The sequence below is a fragment of the Streptomyces sp. NPDC050535 genome, from assembly GCF_044457665.1.
Classification (GTDB): domain Bacteria; phylum Actinomycetota; class Actinomycetes; order Streptomycetales; family Streptomycetaceae; genus Streptomyces.
The window spans coordinates 46114-61423 of the sequence record NZ_JBITHE010000027.1 but is presented as its reverse complement, the minus strand read 5'-3'; the positions used below and the strand labels follow the sequence as shown (position 1 = coordinate 61423).

General features: G+C 71.6%; 11 protein-coding genes. 6 read left to right on the top strand and 5 right to left on the bottom strand.

Annotated elements, in window-relative coordinates; genetic code table 11:
* Positions 1-227: 227 nt before the first annotated feature.
* Together ACIBLC_RS36815 and ACIBLC_RS36810 are read right to left on the bottom strand one after the other, a co-directional pair.
* Complete coding sequence (locus ACIBLC_RS36815; RefSeq protein ID WP_399215794.1) at positions 228-1574, bottom strand: hypothetical protein; 1347 nt, start codon at positions 1572-1574, stop codon at positions 228-230.
* A 71-nt stretch (positions 1575-1645) separates the two neighbouring features.
* Complete coding sequence (locus ACIBLC_RS36810) at positions 1646-2464, bottom strand: lytic transglycosylase domain-containing protein (protein WP_399215793.1); 819 nt, start codon at positions 2462-2464, stop codon at positions 1646-1648.
* 410 nt (positions 2465-2874) lie between these two features.
* On the opposite strand from ACIBLC_RS36810, the gene ACIBLC_RS36805 reads away from it, so the two are divergent.
* The 6 genes from ACIBLC_RS36805 to ACIBLC_RS36780 all read left to right on the top strand — a co-directional run bounded on the left by ACIBLC_RS36805 (position 2875) and on the right by ACIBLC_RS36780 (position 7969).
* The gene (locus ACIBLC_RS36805) at positions 2875-3321 is read left to right on the top strand and encodes a DUF6668 family protein (protein WP_399215792.1); all 447 of its coding nucleotides are present in this window, start codon (positions 2875-2877) and stop codon (positions 3319-3321) included.
* The gene (locus tag ACIBLC_RS36800; RefSeq protein ID WP_399215791.1) at positions 3318-3620 is read left to right on the top strand and encodes a hypothetical protein; all 303 of its coding nucleotides are present in this window, start codon (positions 3318-3320) and stop codon (positions 3618-3620) included. The genes ACIBLC_RS36805 and ACIBLC_RS36800 overlap by 4 nt, the downstream gene beginning before the upstream one ends.
* Positions 3621-3663: 43 nt before the next feature.
* Positions 3664-3975: a hypothetical protein gene (locus ACIBLC_RS36795; RefSeq protein WP_399215790.1), complete on the top strand. Its 312-nt coding sequence runs from the start codon at positions 3664-3666 to the stop codon at positions 3973-3975.
* A gap of 30 nt (positions 3976-4005) precedes the next feature.
* Positions 4006-4773 carry a hypothetical protein gene (locus ACIBLC_RS36790; RefSeq protein WP_399215789.1) on the top strand — a complete coding sequence of 256 codons (768 nt, stop codon included), beginning with the start codon at positions 4006-4008 and terminating at the stop codon, positions 4771-4773.
* Position 4774: 1 nt separating this feature from the next.
* Complete coding sequence (locus ACIBLC_RS36785) at positions 4775-5971, top strand: hypothetical protein (RefSeq protein WP_399215788.1); 1197 nt, start codon at positions 4775-4777, stop codon at positions 5969-5971.
* A 516-nt stretch (positions 5972-6487) separates the two neighbouring features.
* Positions 6488-7969: a serine/threonine protein kinase gene (locus ACIBLC_RS36780; protein WP_399215787.1), complete on the top strand. Its 1482-nt coding sequence runs from the start codon at positions 6488-6490 to the stop codon at positions 7967-7969.
* Between the two features lie 863 nt (positions 7970-8832).
* Here the strand turns inward: ACIBLC_RS36780 and ACIBLC_RS36775 are convergent.
* Genes ACIBLC_RS36775 through ACIBLC_RS36765 form a run of 3 tightly spaced genes read right to left on the bottom strand, consistent with a single transcriptional unit; the run spans position 8833 to position 15308 of the window.
* Entirely contained in the window at positions 8833-12186 is a 3354-nt protein-coding gene (locus ACIBLC_RS36775) for an SAV_2336 N-terminal domain-related protein (protein WP_399215786.1), read from the bottom strand.
* A gap of 24 nt (positions 12187-12210) precedes the next feature.
* On the bottom strand, positions 12211-13161 hold the full coding sequence (locus tag ACIBLC_RS36770) for an AAA family ATPase (RefSeq protein WP_399215785.1): 951 nt from the start codon (positions 13159-13161) through the stop codon (positions 12211-12213).
* Positions 13158-15308 (bottom strand): trypsin-like peptidase domain-containing protein, encoded by a 2151-nt coding sequence (locus ACIBLC_RS36765; RefSeq protein WP_399215784.1) that lies wholly within the window; start codon positions 15306-15308, stop codon positions 13158-13160. Before ACIBLC_RS36765 ends, ACIBLC_RS36770 begins: the two co-directional genes overlap by 4 nt.
* Between the last annotated feature and the right edge of the window lie 2 nt (positions 15309-15310).

Genomic DNA, 15310 nt, shown 5'->3' with positions numbered 1-15310 from the left:
CGTACTCCCTCGTTCTGTGACCTCGTGGCGAAGGTCGGGCGTCGAGGCCGGACCAACTGCCCCGATCGCTGGGAGTCTCGCGAGCCGGGTTGCACGTCGAATTGACGAGCGATTGACATGACACCGGCGGTTCCGGCCGGAACCGGAGCGCACGCATCCATGGCGGTGGGGCCACCCCCACCGGGATGTCCCCACCGCTGTCGCGCGGTTGAGCTGGGCTTTCCGGCTCAGGCGGCTCCGGTTACGCGGGTGTCCGACGCCGATGTGAGGGCGTGCATACGCCGATTGACGAGCCGCGGCAAGGCCGCGTCCACGACCGTCCTTCCGCCCTGTTCGCCGCCCGCCGTCGACATGGCCTGCAGTACGGCGAGCAGGGCGCGGCCGAGGTCCACGGCTGTCGGCACGTCGTCGACCAGGAGCCACGCGGCGGCCGCCCGCGTCAACTCCTCGTGCACACGGGGGTCGCCCTGCCGGTGCCGGATACGGGCGAGTTCGACACAAGTGGCCGTTGCGAGACGGTGGTTCTCGCTCCGGTGGGCGACGAACGCCTCCAGGCCGTGGGCTTCGAGCGTGTACGGGTGTTCGGGGCCGAAGGCGCGTGCGGTGTGCTCGCGCAGCCGGAAGGCGAGTGCCGCCGCCTGTTCCAGCGCGCCGGCGTCCACGGAGCGGCGCACCAGCGCGACGAGTTCGGCGAGTTCGTCCGGAACGGCTTCCGGGATCGCGTACGGAACGGGCTCCGGAAGCGCGTCCGGATCCGCCTCCGGAACGGGTCCGTCCACGGCCGCGTGGTGTGTTCCGTCCGGGCGGCCGTCCGAGCGGGGAGGCTCGGGGGCCGGCGGGTACCCGGTTTCGACGGGCGGCGGGCCGACGGGACGGCCGGAGGCCGCCGGCTGGGGCGGGGCGGGGACGCGCGGGGCGGCGGCGGTCGAGGGCGCGGCCATCGCCGGCTGCGGGGCAACGGCCACCGGAGGCGGGTCCAATACCGGCTGCGGGGCGACGGCGGTCGACGGCGCGGCCATTACCGGCTGCGGGGCGACGGCCTCCGGTGGCGGGGTCGGCGCCGGTGGCGGGGCGGCGGCGGCCGGCGGCGCGGACCTCACCGGTGGGGGTGCTACGGCCGGAGGCGCCGACCTCACCGGGACCGGGGGTGGGGCAACGGCCGGGGGCTGGGCGGCGGTTGGCGGCGGGGCCTCCTGCCGGGGCTCCGCCTCCGGGCTCGCCTCGTCGTGCTTCTCGTGGAGCAGGACCCGGCTCGAACCGTCGGGCGCGACCTCGACGAGGGTGACCTCGCCCCCCTGCCTGTCGAAGATCACCCCCTCGACGGGCACACCCCAGGCCTGCGCGTGGCCGTGCAGCATGTCGAGCACGACGACGTGCACCGGTTCGCCCGGCGGCACATGAAGGGGTTCACCGTCCACCGTCGCGGTGCCGTCGTGGCCGATGAGCACGTCGAAGGGGGACGCCGTCCGCGCGGAGTCGTCCGGTGTGCTGTGGTCCTGTGCGATGTCGTCCCGTGCGTTGTGGTCCTGTGCGGTGTCGCCCTGTCGGTCCGGACGGATGCGCCTGCTGAACACGTCGTGCCTCCTTGCTGCGCTGGTCTGCTGGTCTTCGGGTCAGGCGGTCTGCTGGTCAGGTGGTCTGCTGCTCAGGTGGTGCTGGGCGTGGGACGCGGGCTGAGGCTCGGATACTCCTCGTCGTCCCCCATGTCGACGGACTCGGAGTACAGGGCGAACGACGACCTGACACTGATGACGTAGCTCTGCGCCTTGTCGGTCTTGGGCACGCCCTTGGCGGCCTTGACGGCGTCCAGACCGACCGAGTACGCCGCCAGGGTCATGTCCAGGCGGTTGCCCGCGACCTCGTTGTTGGCGGCGAGGGTGTCGATCTCCTTGGCCAGCGAGCACATGTACTTGCCCTGGGCCATGATCGAGTCGGCGGCGTCCAGGGCCGAGGTCTTGTCGTTGTCGTCCTCGTCCTCGCCGAACTCCTTGAACTTGTCCGGCGGCAGCTGGGAGATGCCCTCCTTGCCGTCGGGACCGACCAGCTTCGGGTTGAACTGCGACTCGGCCTGGATCTGCGAAACGATCACGATGGCGCCGATCTGCTTGCACTCCACCCCGGCGTCCTGGATGCGCGAGAGGTATTCCGCGGGCACCGCTCCCTCCTTCAGCGCCCCGGTCCCGTCGCTGTTGAACGCCGCCACGACCTGGTCGGTGTCCACTGTGCTGCCACCGCCGCCACCGCCTCCGTCACAGTCGAGGATGCCGATCTCGCAGAGCAGCACGATGGGCCAGAAGATCCAGCCGAGGGCACATATGACGATCGTCCCGGCGAGGAGGAGCAGGAAGAGCAGGGGCGCGATGAGGCAGCCGAAGGCCCCCGTGCCGATACCGGCGGCTATGTAGACGGTGTTCTTCCCGGCGTCGGAGGAACCCTCCCCTTCCCCGCCACCACTTGCGCCCACGACCCGTCACACCCCTTGCTTTCGCCTGCCGAACGTGCGTCCCGGGGCTCCCTTGAACCAGGTCGCCCGATTTCCCGTAGTCGCTGCCCGACGGATCACCGCGGACACGCACGCCGCAACGGACACGACGGCCCATCAGTTCAATCCGGGATCCGTCGCAGTACGCGACACGAGGGAAGGGGGGGATGCGCATGGGCGTCCCTTCGGCACCATCCGCCGGCTCTCAGATGTGGGTCCGCGGGCCGACAGCACAACCGGCCGCACCGGCACAGGACGCGCCGGCACCTACGGCTACAACGGCACCGACCGCACCAGCCGCTCCAACGGCACCGACCGCGCCGGCCAGGCCGGCGCGGCCCTCGGTCCGGACGGCGCTGCCCAAACCGCCGGTACCGGAGAGCAGTTCGCCGTTGCGGCACCACGGCCAACAGGTCTCCTGGGTCACCACGCACGGCGGGGCCGGGGCGAGCACGCTCGCGCGGGTACTGGGGGGCTCGGACATCGGCCGCCGGTGGCCCGACCCGGCCAAGGGCGAACCCGGCCAGGTGCTGCTGGTGGCCCGCACGCACAACGCGGGCATGCGGGCGGCGTCCCACGCCCTGAACGCGCTCCGCAAGGGGGACCACCCCGCCGGAGTGGAGCTCGTCGCCATCGTGCTGGTCGCCGACGCGCCGGGATCGCTGCCGCGCGCACTCGGCCGGCGCGTGCGCGTGCTGCGTTCGGCGGCCGAGGTGCACCGCGTTCCGTGGGTGCCGGCCTGGCGGCTCGGCGACGAGATCGAGCAACTGCCCAGGGCGGTACGGGCGCTGGCACGACGTGTCGCGGCCGCGGCCGGGCAGGCGAGGAGGCCCCGATGACCTTCCTGGCCGACGCGGTCTTCAAGGCCGACATCGACCCCGACGCGTTCACCCCCAACGGAACGTTCAACCCGGGAACCGAGGCCGCCGAACTGCTCGGCATCCTCACCTGGGTCGTATCGGCCGCCTCTGTGGCGGGCCTGATCATCGTGGGCCTCCAGATGGCCATGCAGCTACGTCGCGGCGAAATGGGCGAGGGGGCGACCTACTTCAGAGGGGCGTTCTTCGTCGTTGGCGCCTGCGTCCTCGGCACCACCGCCGGACCACTCGTCAATTTTGTACTGGTGCCAATTCTCTGAAGTCGAACAAATCCCTTAACGGCCGCAATACCTGGAGAAACTCATGAAGGACACCCTGCTCTCGCTCGCCGTCGACGGACACAAATACCTGGCCGACGGCGAGACCGCCTCCGCCGTCCCCCAGCCCGTCTCGGGGGCCCCGGACAAGCTCGCCGACGCGGTCAACGTCGTACTGGGCATCGCCGCGTGGGCCGGCACCGTCGCCGGTGTGGCCGGCGTCCTCATCACCGGAATCATGATGGCCGTGTCCATGAAGCGCGGTGAGAGCTCCGAGCACTTCAGCCGTCTCGGCATGGTGCTGGGCGGCTGCGTCCTCGTGTCCACCGCGGGGCCCATAGTCGAGTTCCTCTTCTAGTAGAGCCCGATCACAGGAGAGGCCAACGACGTGCTCGGCGCCATACGAAAAAGAGACCCGGTCGACGGGCCTTTCTACAAACAGCGAGGCTGGATCAACTCGGCTCTTTTCCTGGGCTTTTTCGTGGTCATGTCGTTGGTCGCCCTCGTGGTCAACCCCCCGGGCGGCGAGGTCGCCGCGAGCGACCGGGAGACCCTCGCCGGGCTCGGCGGCCCGCTGTCTCCCGGCGATCCGCAGCAGGTCAGGACGGGGCCGGGCGGCCGGCCGGAGAACTGTCGTACCGACGACGGGGACACGGCCCGGCCGACCGCGGCGCCGACAGACGTCAAGTGGCGGCAGCTCGTCACCATGATGGCGCCCATCTCATCTTCGGCAGGCCCTCTCCACACCGACGCCACCATGTGGTGGTGCTTCGCCCACACGCCCACCGGGGCCGTGCTGGCGGCGCACATCATTCCCGTCCAGTTGAGCGGCGTCTCCTGGCGCATCGTCGCGGAGCAGCAGATCGTGCCCGGGAAGTCGCGCGACAGTTTCGTCACCAGCAAGGCCGAGGCCGAGGAGACGGACCCGCGGGAGAACGCCGTCGGAAGGTTCACCGGCTTCTCCGTGGAGTCGTACGCGGACGACTCCGCGACCGTACGGCTGCTCGTCACCAATCCCATGGGCGGCTACCTGTCGACGTCGGTATCGGTGCGCTGGCGGGACGGCGACTGGAAAGTGGCGCTCCTGGGTGACGGGTCTCTCTACTCGTCCGTGAAACAGGCGACGCCCAACGGCTTCATCATGTGGGAGGCGTGACATGTTCCTGGCCGCAGCAGGCGATGGATGCGACGGCGGTCTCGACTTCCTCGGGATGTTCGGCGACCCCATCGGCACCATGATCAACATGGTGGCGAAGATCATCATCCAGGGCGCCATCGGGATCTTCCAGTCCGTGGGAGACATCTCCTCGACCAACGAGGCGGCGTCGGGCAAGATCAGCGACCAGACGCGGTGGATCACCACCTACCTCGCCTGCGGCTCGATCCTCTTCGCCGCCGCCAAGATGGCCCTGGACCGGAAGGGCGACTCGGGCGGGACCGCCCTCAGGGGCATCCTGCGCGTCATTCTGGTCAGTACGGCCGCGACCGCCGTCATCGGCACGTTCGTCGACCTCATGGACCGGTACTCCACGTACCTCCTCCGAGGCAGCCTCATCAACCTGATGGAGGGCATCGACTGCAACGGCAACATTCCGGACATGCTGCTGCTGGTCGTCGGGTGCCTGCTCATCATCTCCGGCATCATCCACGCGCTCCTGATGTGGATCCGGCTCGGCGTGATGATCGTCCTGATGGGCACGCTCCCGATGGCCGCCGCCGCGTCCATGACGGACTGGGGCGGCACCTGGTGGCGCAAGCACATCGGCTGGCTGACCGCCTGGCTGCTGTACAAGCCGACGGTCGGCCTCGTGCTGTACTCGGGCGCCATCATGGTCGACTCGTCGGAGAGCCACAGCGACGTCGACACACAGATCGCGGGCATGGGCCTGCTGCTGTTGTCGGCCATCGCCCTGCCCGCGCTGCTGCGACTGATCGTCCCGGCGACCGGCGCCCTCGGCGGCGACTCGGTCGGTAGCGCCACCATGGGCGTCGCCGGGGGCCTGGCCTCCGGAGCGAAGTCCCTGGCCGACTCGGCCGGCAGAAACGAAAGCGGCGGCTCCCAGGGCCCCTCGGGCTCGAAGGACAGCGGCGGGTCCGAATCCTCGGGCTCGAACGGCAGCGGCGGGTCCGATTCCTCGGGCTCGAACGGCGGGAACTCGTCCCAGCAGGGCAACCCATCCACGGGCGACGGCGGGGGCAGCGGATCCGCCGCCTCGAAGAGCGGCGGCAGGGCGGCAGCGGTGAACCCCGCCCTCGCCGCGATGGTCGTGGCCGCCGAAGTGGCGGGGACGGTCGGCAAGGGAATCGCGGACGTCGCCAAGAGCGGGGTCGAGGGCGGCGGAGACGGCAATTGACCGTCACCGCGGGCCGGGGGGGGGGGGGGGGGGGGGCCCCCCCCCCCCCCCCCCCCCCCCCCCCGCACCGCCAGGACCCGTTCGCCGCTGCGGCTGTACAGGACCGTCTCCTGCAGACCCTGGCGGATGAGACGGGCACTGCGCTGTGAGCGGCCCCTGCCGATGGCGCTGAGGCGGTTCCACGCCCCCGTCGACGGCAGTCCGGAAATCACCCGCGCGCCCCGGTACTCGGGCCCGGCGCGCCCGGGAACGGGCCGATTCCGGGTACGGCCCCAGACCGATGGCGTCACCCGGGCGCTGGCCGACGTGTCGCCTCAGCCGCCCTCCGCGGGTTACGGCATCCACCCGGTCCCCAGGACTCGCCGCGTCACCTGGCCAAAGTATGATCGCCACCTTCGACTGGCAGGGCGCTCCTCAACAAACTGCGAGTGAGGGGCCGTTGAGTGGGCGGCTGGCCATAGGGGCCCGTGGCAGCGCTGCCCTGGTCGGTCGTGACGCAGCGGAAAGGAGCCGACGGTGTCCGACGAAGGACGGCTGATCGCCGACCGCTACCGCATCCTCAACCGTGTCGGCCGGGGCGGCATGGCCACCGTGTGGCGCGCCCACGATGGTCTCCTCGACCGGCAGGTCGCCGTCAAGAAGCTCCATCCCCAGCCGGATCTCGACGCCGAGGAACTCGCCTCCCTCTTCGAGCGCACCCGGCGCGAGGCCCGCAGTGCTGCTCGGATCAGTCATCCCAACGTTGTTGTCGTCCACGACGTCGTGGACGACGAGGGTCTGCCCATCATCGTCATGGAGTACGTGCCGTCCAGGACCCTCGGTGACCTGATCAGGGCGCACGGTCCGGTGCCGCCCGAAGAGGCCGCCAGGATCGGCCGTGGTGTGATCGCCGCGCTTCGGGCGGCGCACGGGGCCGGGATCCTGCACCGGGACGTGAAGCCGGCGAACATCCTGCTCGCCGAGGACGGCCGGGTGGTCCTCACCGACTTCGGCATCGCCAAGGCCGCGGAGGCCTCGGCTCTCACCCGCACCGGCCAGTTGGCCGGATCGATCGACTACATGGCCCCCGAGCGCCTCGAGGGCGCGGAGGCGGGCCCGGAATCCGACCTGTGGGCCCTGGGCGCGACGCTGTTCCAAGCGGTCGAGGGCCACTCACCGTTCCTCCGGGAATCACCGGCGCAGACGATGTACGCCATCGCCATGGAACCGGCCCCCGCAGTCCGGGGCGCCGGGCCGCTGACCCAGCTGATCCAGGGTCTGCTCACCAGCGACCCGGCCGACCGCATGTCGGCCGAGGAAGCGGAGCGTCTCCTGCGGGCAGTGCACGCCGACCCGGAACGCATACGTCTGGGCCACTCCGTCACCCCGGCCGCCGCCCGTACGGTGGTCGACGCCGCGGCGGCGAAGCCGGAACCGGACTCCGCGCACGGAACGCGCGAGGAATCCGCTGCCGGCTCGGCGGCGGAGCGCCCGCAGCCCGCCAAGACCGGTCTGGAGACGCCGCCGCCCTCAGGCCGAACGGCCCGTTCGAAGAAGCTGGTCGCACTTGCCGCAGTGGTCGCCACTGCGGCACTGATCACGACCGCGGTGCTTGTCAACGCGATGACGGAGAACGGCGCCACCGGGCCGGACGGCCGTGCCCTGGTGGTCGCCGCCTCGAAGAAGTGTCTGAGCCGCGGCTCCGGGACCGAGAAAATACAGTTGTTCCAGGCCACTTGTGACGGCTCCCCGGCGCAGCAGTGGCACATCGGATCGGACGGCAGCATCCGGTCGTCGGGGAAGTGCATGACCGTGGCCGGAGAGTCGATCGCCGGTCTGACCAAGATCCAGCTGACCGGATGCAGCGGTGCCGCCAGCCAGCGGTTCCACCTCTCCGGTACGGCACTGATGGCCGATAGGTCGCAGAAATGCGTGGACATTTACGGGGGCGCCGGCGGGACGGGCGCGGTGCTCTGGGAGTGCAACGGCAGGGACAACCAGACCTGGACGATTCGTTGACCCAAGACCTGAGGGTCCGTGATGAGTCCTCGGCCACTAGGGACCCACCAGCAGAGAGGCCAACTCGCCTCGGCCGATCGACGGGTGCAGGTCACTGACTTGGCCGTCACCGACACCGCCTTCAGTTCGCCGGGCGCGTACGGCACCCGCCTGCCGGACGCCGAGAACCTGCTTGCGTTCTTCGACGACTCGCCACATCCCGTCCGAGCGGAGGGCCACATCGGTGGCGACGAACCGGCATCCCAGGGGGCGGCCACTGACGCACGAAGACCTGGATGCCCTTGCCTCCGCCGAAAGCCGGGGCGGCGCCCGAGCCCTCGACTGGCAGCGCAGGGACCCGCCGCCTCACCGACCACGGAATCACCAGCTGTCCCGCCCGAGCAACCGCCTTGGTCCAGCGGCAGCGTGATCAGTCCGGGCGCCTGTCCCGGTCACTCGCTGATGACGAGGGCTCTTGGTGTAGCAGGGCCACGCCGTCAGGTGTCGTCGGGGTCCGGGAGGAGCAACGTGGGATCGATCTCAGTCACACCGTCCGTGTAGTCAAGTCGGGTGGCCGTCGACGACGCCGAACTCGCGGTTCTGCGGGACCCAGGTCAGGGAACAGCTCCCTTAGCGGCGCCAGTACGCCGTGCCCGGCTAAATCCGCCGCCTCACGGGCAACCTCACCACCCGGGACATCCGCAGCTGGCCGCGGACGCCGTTATCTACGAGAAGCCTCCGGCTGGCAGCCGAGAGCACGCTTCCCCTTTCACGGCTTCGCTCGAACGGAAGGGGCCCCATGACGCCGCTCCTTCACGGGCAAATGTTGCCTGCCACGGAATTGGGCAACCTGCTCCAACTGATCCCCGGGCGGCCGCCGGGGATCAGCGCCTCCCGTCCCCGACGACCAGCTCCGCCAGCTCCAGGAAAGCCCGGGTGGTCGCCGCCCGCAGTCGCCCCAACTCCCGGAACCCGGGCGACCGCAAGGAGAGGTCGAAGGGAACGCGGACCACCTGGTCGGCCCCGATGCCCAGCCGGCCCGCGAACTCGGTGAGCGAGTAGTGGCGGCTCCCGAGCCCCTCGATATCGGTGACCACGACGATCGCGTTGTCCGTGAGCTCCTCGTGCCCGGCGGCACGCAGCATGGCGAGCATGCCCACCGCGGCGTCGAGAGACCAGTCGACGGTGCCGCAGCACAGGACCAGCCGGTCGGCGAACGCCAGGACGAAGTCGTCGGACCGGTCCAGCCGAAGAGGCGACCAGTCGGTCAGCACGAAGGAGTAGTACGGCGCCGCCAGCGCCAGCGTCCGCGCGTACTCCTGGGGGTGCGTGGGATTCGCGCTGAAGTGCCCCGAGCGGTGCGCGATCACCTCAAGACCCGAGTCCAGGCGAGTGGTGTGGGCGCGGATCTCCTCGTACGGCGGATCGGGCGGCAGGGCCGTCATGTCGCGCAGCGTGGCCCGGTTGCGGATGGCGGGGAGGAAGGAGTGCAGTGCTCCCTCCGACGCCGCTCCGTCGACAGCCAGTACGGGTTCGCCGCGGACGGCGGCGAGCACCGAGCCGAGGATAACCGTGGTGGTGGCCCGCCCGCTGTAGTGGTAGGCGCCGACGAGAGTGAGGCGTCGGCTGTGGCGCAGCGGAGTGCGGACCCGGTCGATGCGGGCCTGGCCCTCGCGGCGGGCGGCGCCGAACCGCGCCAGGCGCAGCGGAGTGTCGTCCGGCAGCCGCCCGGCGTCCGGTGGCAGCGAGAGCGGTACGCGCGGTGTGGTGCGGTCCGGGGACATGACCGGGCCCGCCGGATCGGTGGCGCCGCGCGAGGTCCGGGACATCGCGATGTACCGGGCGAGGAGCTCCGCGACCTCGCCCGCCGAGGGGCGCTGCGCCGGGTCGGGGTCGAGACACCGCAGTACCAGCAGCCGCAACGGCTCCCAGGTGTCGCCCTGCCACAGGTGCATGCCCTCCGGCAGGCCCGGTATCTCCCAGCCCGCCTTGGTGCTGATGAGCTGGAGCAGCTCACCCAGGGACCGCACGTTGTCCTCGGCCGTGGGGACCGACCCCCTCCCCAGGTATCGCCCGTCGACGACGCAGTCCGACAGGTCGCCGAGGACCACCGAGCGCCGCAGCACGAAGACGCTGTCGGCGGTGAAGTCCGCAAGCACCAGGCCGTTGACGTGGCAGACGGCCAGTGCGCTGGCCAGATGCCAGCCGACGAGCAGTCCGGCGAGCTTGTCGAAAGGGGCGCCGCTCTCCTGGATGGCGCGGTTGATGATGTCGGCGAGGCGCGGCGGTTGCGTATCGGGGGCGTCGGCGTCGGCGATCAGCGCCATGGCGAGCCAGGGCGGATCGTTCTCAAGGCCCTTCCCGACCAGGACGGGTGCGTACTGCCCGCGCAGCCGGGTGAGCACCCTGGCCTCCACGTCGAGCAACTGGGCCGTGGCGACCGGCAGATCCGGGCGTGGGGTGCGTACGACCGCCTCCAGGCCCTGTCGGTCGATACCCCGGTACACCACTGTCCGCCGCCCCCGCCGCCGCCCCACCAGCTCGTACGGTCCCAGCCGCGCCGGATCGTCGTCCTTCAACGGACCCCAGTCGTACGCCCCGGCGACGGGCCGCCCCAGCTCCTCCGGCTCAAGTCCGCGGGTCGCCCCCTCGACCGACACACCGAAGCGCGTCAGCAGCCGTCGCTCGACGCTGGTGAACGGGCGGTGGGAGCCGGGGAGGTGGGCGTTTCCGTCCGGGTGGGCGAGCCAGGCAGGGAAGTCCGGGGAATTGCCCGCGAGTTGTTCCAGGCGGCGCCCGATGCTGCGCCCCGTTCTGAGGAGTTCGGCCTGCGGGACCGCATCGAGGAGTACCGACTTGGACTCGTCGGAGAAGTCGAAGATGAGGTGCTTTGCGGGCAGCGGGCCCGGCACGGGTGCCGGACGCGGCCGGATGAGGCCTCCGAGGAACACCTCCGCGAGATGGGAGGTACGGGCCGGCCACGGCACCGCCGACTGCACGAGCCGCATCACCGGCACCGACAGCGGGGAGACGGCCGCGAGATGGGCCGCGAGACGGTACGCCTCCGGGGTGGCCGCGTCCCGGAAGTGCTGGGCGCTGTGCAGATCGCGGGAGGCGGCCACGGCGGCGTACTGGCTCGGGCGGGCCAGCAGCGGCAGTTCCACGGTGGTTCCGGGGGAGGCGAGCAGGTGCGCCCACGCCCGCAGCGCGGCGGCGGTGGGCTCCAGGACCGGCACCCGTACGCCCTTGAAGTCGGCGAGGTCGGGCGGCAGCACCCGGTCGGTGATCTCCCAGGACCTGTTGGCTCCGCCGACCCGCCGGGTGGTGGCCTGCCAGCGCTCGGCGCGGATGCCGGACGCCTCCCACATCTCGGGCGGCAGGGTGTGCAGGAGCGCGACGGGACCCCGCCCGGCCCACGCCGAGAGCAGTTCGTGCATTGTGCCGCGCCGCCAGGTGGCCCCCATGCCGTCGCTGACGACCAGGACGAGGGTGCGACCCGAGGGGTCGTTGACCGTGCTCAGAGGCAGTTGGGTGCTGTCGTGCTGGAACGGCCGGGCGTGCAGGCGCGGTTCGCCGGCGGTGCGGGTGTCGAGGCCGAGGACGCGGGTGGTCGCGAAGGCCCCGAGGCGCTCGAACAGGGTGCGCAGTTCGGCGCCGAGCCGGTGCCACAGCAGCATCGACAGGCCGTCGTCGACGAGCAGGACCAGGTGCAGCCAGCGCTCCTGGACCGGCCGCTGCACCACGTCCGGCAGCCGGGTCTCGGCGAGCTCGGTGGCCGTGCGCTCTTCGTCGATCTCCATGCGGTGCCGACTGCGCTGACGACGGCGCAACGGACGCAGCGCGCGGCCGAGTTCGAGCTCGTCGTCCAGGGCCTTGGCTTCGGGGACCCGGACGGGCCGTGCCCTGTGCGGCTCCTGCGCGGGCCTCCGCAGCTGTACGTCGGGAACCGGTGCCTGGCGCGCCGCCGCGTACAGGGAGGGAGCCGTGAGGTCGGGAAGATCCGGGTCGTCCGGCTCCGGTGCCGGCTGCCGTGGGAGCTGCCGGCCGGGTTCGGGAGCGGCGGGCGGCGACGGGGGTTCCTGGGCCGTGCGCAGACCACGGTTCAGCGGGGCGGCTTCGGAGACGGGCAGCCGACAGGCGAGCCAGAGCACGTCGAGGACCTGGTCGGCGTCCAGGTCCTGGCCGTACGCGCCGAGGGCCCGCAGCGCCTCGGCGAGCCGCTCACCGCCTTCCGGCACGCCCCTCACCGCCGCCCGCCACGGTCACATCGCCCCGGTGAGCTGGTGCAGTACGGCGTCCAGGAGGCCCTCAGCGTCGAGGTCGACGCCGCCGAGGCGCAGGAAGACGGCGTTGAGCAGCTGATCGGTGGCGAGTTCGCCGGGGGCGCGGCGACGCAGGAACGACTCGAGCAGGTCCTCCGCCTCCCGCAGCGCGTCCTCGCCGAGGTGGGCGGCGACGATGGCACGCAGCCGCTCCTCGTCGGGCACGGGCAGGCCGAGGCGGATGCAGCGGCGCAGGAACGCGGGCGGGAAGTCCCGTTCGCCGTTGCTGGTGATGACGACGACGGGGAAGTCGGGACACTGCACTCGCCCCTGGTGCACGCGCACGGTGCCCCGGTGGTCGGCGGTCTGCACCTCCACGTCGGCGATGTCCTCGGGGAGCCGGGTGAGTTCGGGGATGTTGAAGACGCCTTCTTCGAAGACGGTGAGCAGATCGTTCGGCAGGTCGACGTCGCCCTTGTCCATCTCGTCGACGAGCAGCGCGCGCGGTACGGCGGAGGGGACCAGCGCGGTGCCGAGCGGGCCGAGCCGGATGAACGTGCCGATGGACGGCTCCCGTTCACCCCGGTCACGGCTGAGGGTCGTCTCACGCAGGCGGCCGATCGCGTCGTACTGGTAGAGCGCCTCGCGCACGGTGGAGCGGCTGTTGACGGGCCAGCGCAGCAGCTCGCCCAGGTTCAGTTCGTGTGCGATGGCGCGGGCCAGTGACGACTTCCCGGTGCCGGCGGGGCCGGTGACGAGCAGCGGGCGCCGCAGATGCAGCGCGGCGTTGACCACATCGGCGTGCTGCGGCTCGATCAGGTACGGCAGTTCGGGCCGCATGGCCGTGCTGGGTGTGAAGCGGCGCCACGGCGGGGCCGGGGGCAGGGCGACGGCCCGGGGCACGCCGTCGCCGCGGAAGAGACGCCAGTCGGCGTCGGGAGCGGTCGTCATGCGCTCTCCTGTGGTTCGGTCAGGTGCAGTCGGGGCACTGTCCGGTCGGCGTCCGCCCAGGCGAGGACCGGGCGTCCGGGGAACTCCTGCGGGCGGGCCATGGTGTTGGCGCGGTAGGAGCGCACGCCGTCGGGCAGTTCCCGGGTGGCGACCTCCGCCATGTGCTTCACCACGTGCGAGTCCTCGTCCCGCCCGCGGTCCCACACCACTACGGGTACCCCCACCGCGAGGCAGACCTGCACGATGCCCTCCCGCTGACCCGGGGGCACATCGACGGAGACCCGCACCGCGTCGAGCTTTCCCATCAACTCGTAGTAGATCTGGTTCGGATTCTTGGACGCGTCCGAGAAGACGAGAGTTGCTCCGGAGTCGAGGCGGCTCCAGCGGCGCCGCCAGTCGGGGAGGAAACGCTCGTGCCGGAGCAGGAGTTCCGGGCAGTGCACGACCAGCGGGAACTCCACCCCCAGCACTCCGGGGACGATCTCGTCAGGTGCGCCGCCCGCCCATTCGTCGACGGGCAGGTTCAGGCTGGTGCGGTCCACCAGGACTTCCACGAGAGGGCGTTGGCCCTCCACGGCCAGTGGCCCGAGGGACTCGAGGACGCGCAGCAGCTCGCGCGCCGCCTCCGGTGCGGAGTAGGAGACGGCGGCCGTCGCGGACACCTGCCGCGGCCCGGCGCCCTCGTCGCACCATATCCGCAGCCGGTGGCGCCCCGGTTCGGCCCGCCGCACCTCCACCAGCACCCGCACGCGCGCCGAACGTGTCCGTAGCCCACGCGCCCAGTCCTGGGCGTCCGAGCGGCGCTCGGCGAGCGCCGAGCGGGGAATCCCGAGCCGGACGGACACCCCGTCGGACCACATCCGCAGCCCGGCGCGCTGCGGGCCGGCGCACAGCACACCGACGTACTCCATGACGCGCAGCAGCGCCGGCACTCTGGGCTCGCCGTCCTCGGAGTGGCCGTCGCCCGGCAGCGCCTCGAGGCGGTCGAGCAGCGTGTCCAGACTCCCGCCGGCGGGGAGCGCCGCGGCCAGCGGCAGCGCCGCGCGCATCGCCTCCCCGAACCGTCCGAGCACGGCCTTGTCGACGCCGCGCAGGAGCTGGTGCAGGTGGGTGTACTCCTTGGGGGAGAGCAGCCGTGGCCCGTGCGCGAGGCGGCCGGCGGCCAGCACACGGTCGGTCGCCTCCGCGTCCCGGCGCCGCAGGATCTGGGTGAAGGCCGCCAGGGCGCGCGGATGCGTGAGGAGGAAGTCCGCGAACTCCTCGACGGTGGGCGGTGTCACCTCGCCGCCGTCCTCGACGTCGCAGGCACGGGCGAGCTGGCGGGCGATGTCGCCGCGCCCGGACGGCGAGGGGAACGCGGTGTCTATCGCCTCCGTGAGCAGCACGAAGGCCGGCTCGTCGGGCTCGGCGTACGGCAAATCCTCGCTGTCCAGGGCTCCCACGGACCGCAGTTCGGCCTCGACGTGCTGCCACGGAATACCCCAGCTCCGCCGGACCAGGTGCTGGGGGCTGTACGGCAGGAACGCTCCGGTGGCGGGGTCGCGGGGCGGCATGAAGTGTGCGACGACGAGACCGACCACGGCCCTGTGCTTCAGGGACCACACCGGGCTGCCGCTGTACCCGGGGCCGACGGCCATGCCGGTGGCGTCTCCGTCGAGGTAACCGATCCGCCCTTCCGCGAACTTGACCGTCAGATCCGCGAAGGTGTTGCCACCGCCGCTGCCGTGCCAGGCGCGTACTTCCTGCCCGGCCTCCATCACGGTCCGGTGCGACGGCGGGTGCACGCTGTCGCCCGGCGCGTCGACCCGCAGTACGGCGAGATCGCCGAGCCACTCGTCGTCGTCCGCGCCCACCGGGCCGCCGGCCCTGCCGCGCGGCGGGATCCAGTGCGCCACGCGTGCGGGGTACCTCTTGTGGCCGCGCGGCCCGCCGACTTCGACGGGGATCTCGTCAGGACCCGGGGGCCTGGCCTCGAACAGGTCCCTGCCCAGGGCGTCGTTGACGACATGGGCGCAGGTCAGCACGGTGTCGGCGGCCAGGATGAACCCCGCGCCCGCCAACTTGCCGTCCTGCGCACGGCGTACCGACGCCACGCACCCGCCCAGGGGGCTGCCGTCGGTGCTCCCCAGCGCCCTGAACCACCCCATGG

Bases quoted from the DNA above. Each gene is read 5' to 3' on its own strand.
- ACIBLC_RS36785 (WP_399215788.1), top strand. From the start codon at position 4,775: ATGTTCCTGGCCGCAGCAGGCGATGGATGCGACGGCGGTCTCGACTTC.
- ACIBLC_RS36770 (WP_399215785.1), bottom strand. From the start codon at position 13,161: ATGACGACCGCTCCCGACGCCGACTGGCGTCTCTTCCGCGGCGACGGC.
- ACIBLC_RS36765 (WP_399215784.1), bottom strand. From the start codon at position 15,308: ATGGGGTGGTTCAGGGCGCTGGGGAGCACCGACGGCAGCCCCCTGGGC.
- ACIBLC_RS36800 (WP_399215791.1), top strand. From the start codon at position 3,318: ATGACCTTCCTGGCCGACGCGGTCTTCAAGGCCGACATCGACCCCGAC.
- ACIBLC_RS36795 (WP_399215790.1), top strand. From the start codon at position 3,664: ATGAAGGACACCCTGCTCTCGCTCGCCGTCGACGGACACAAATACCTG.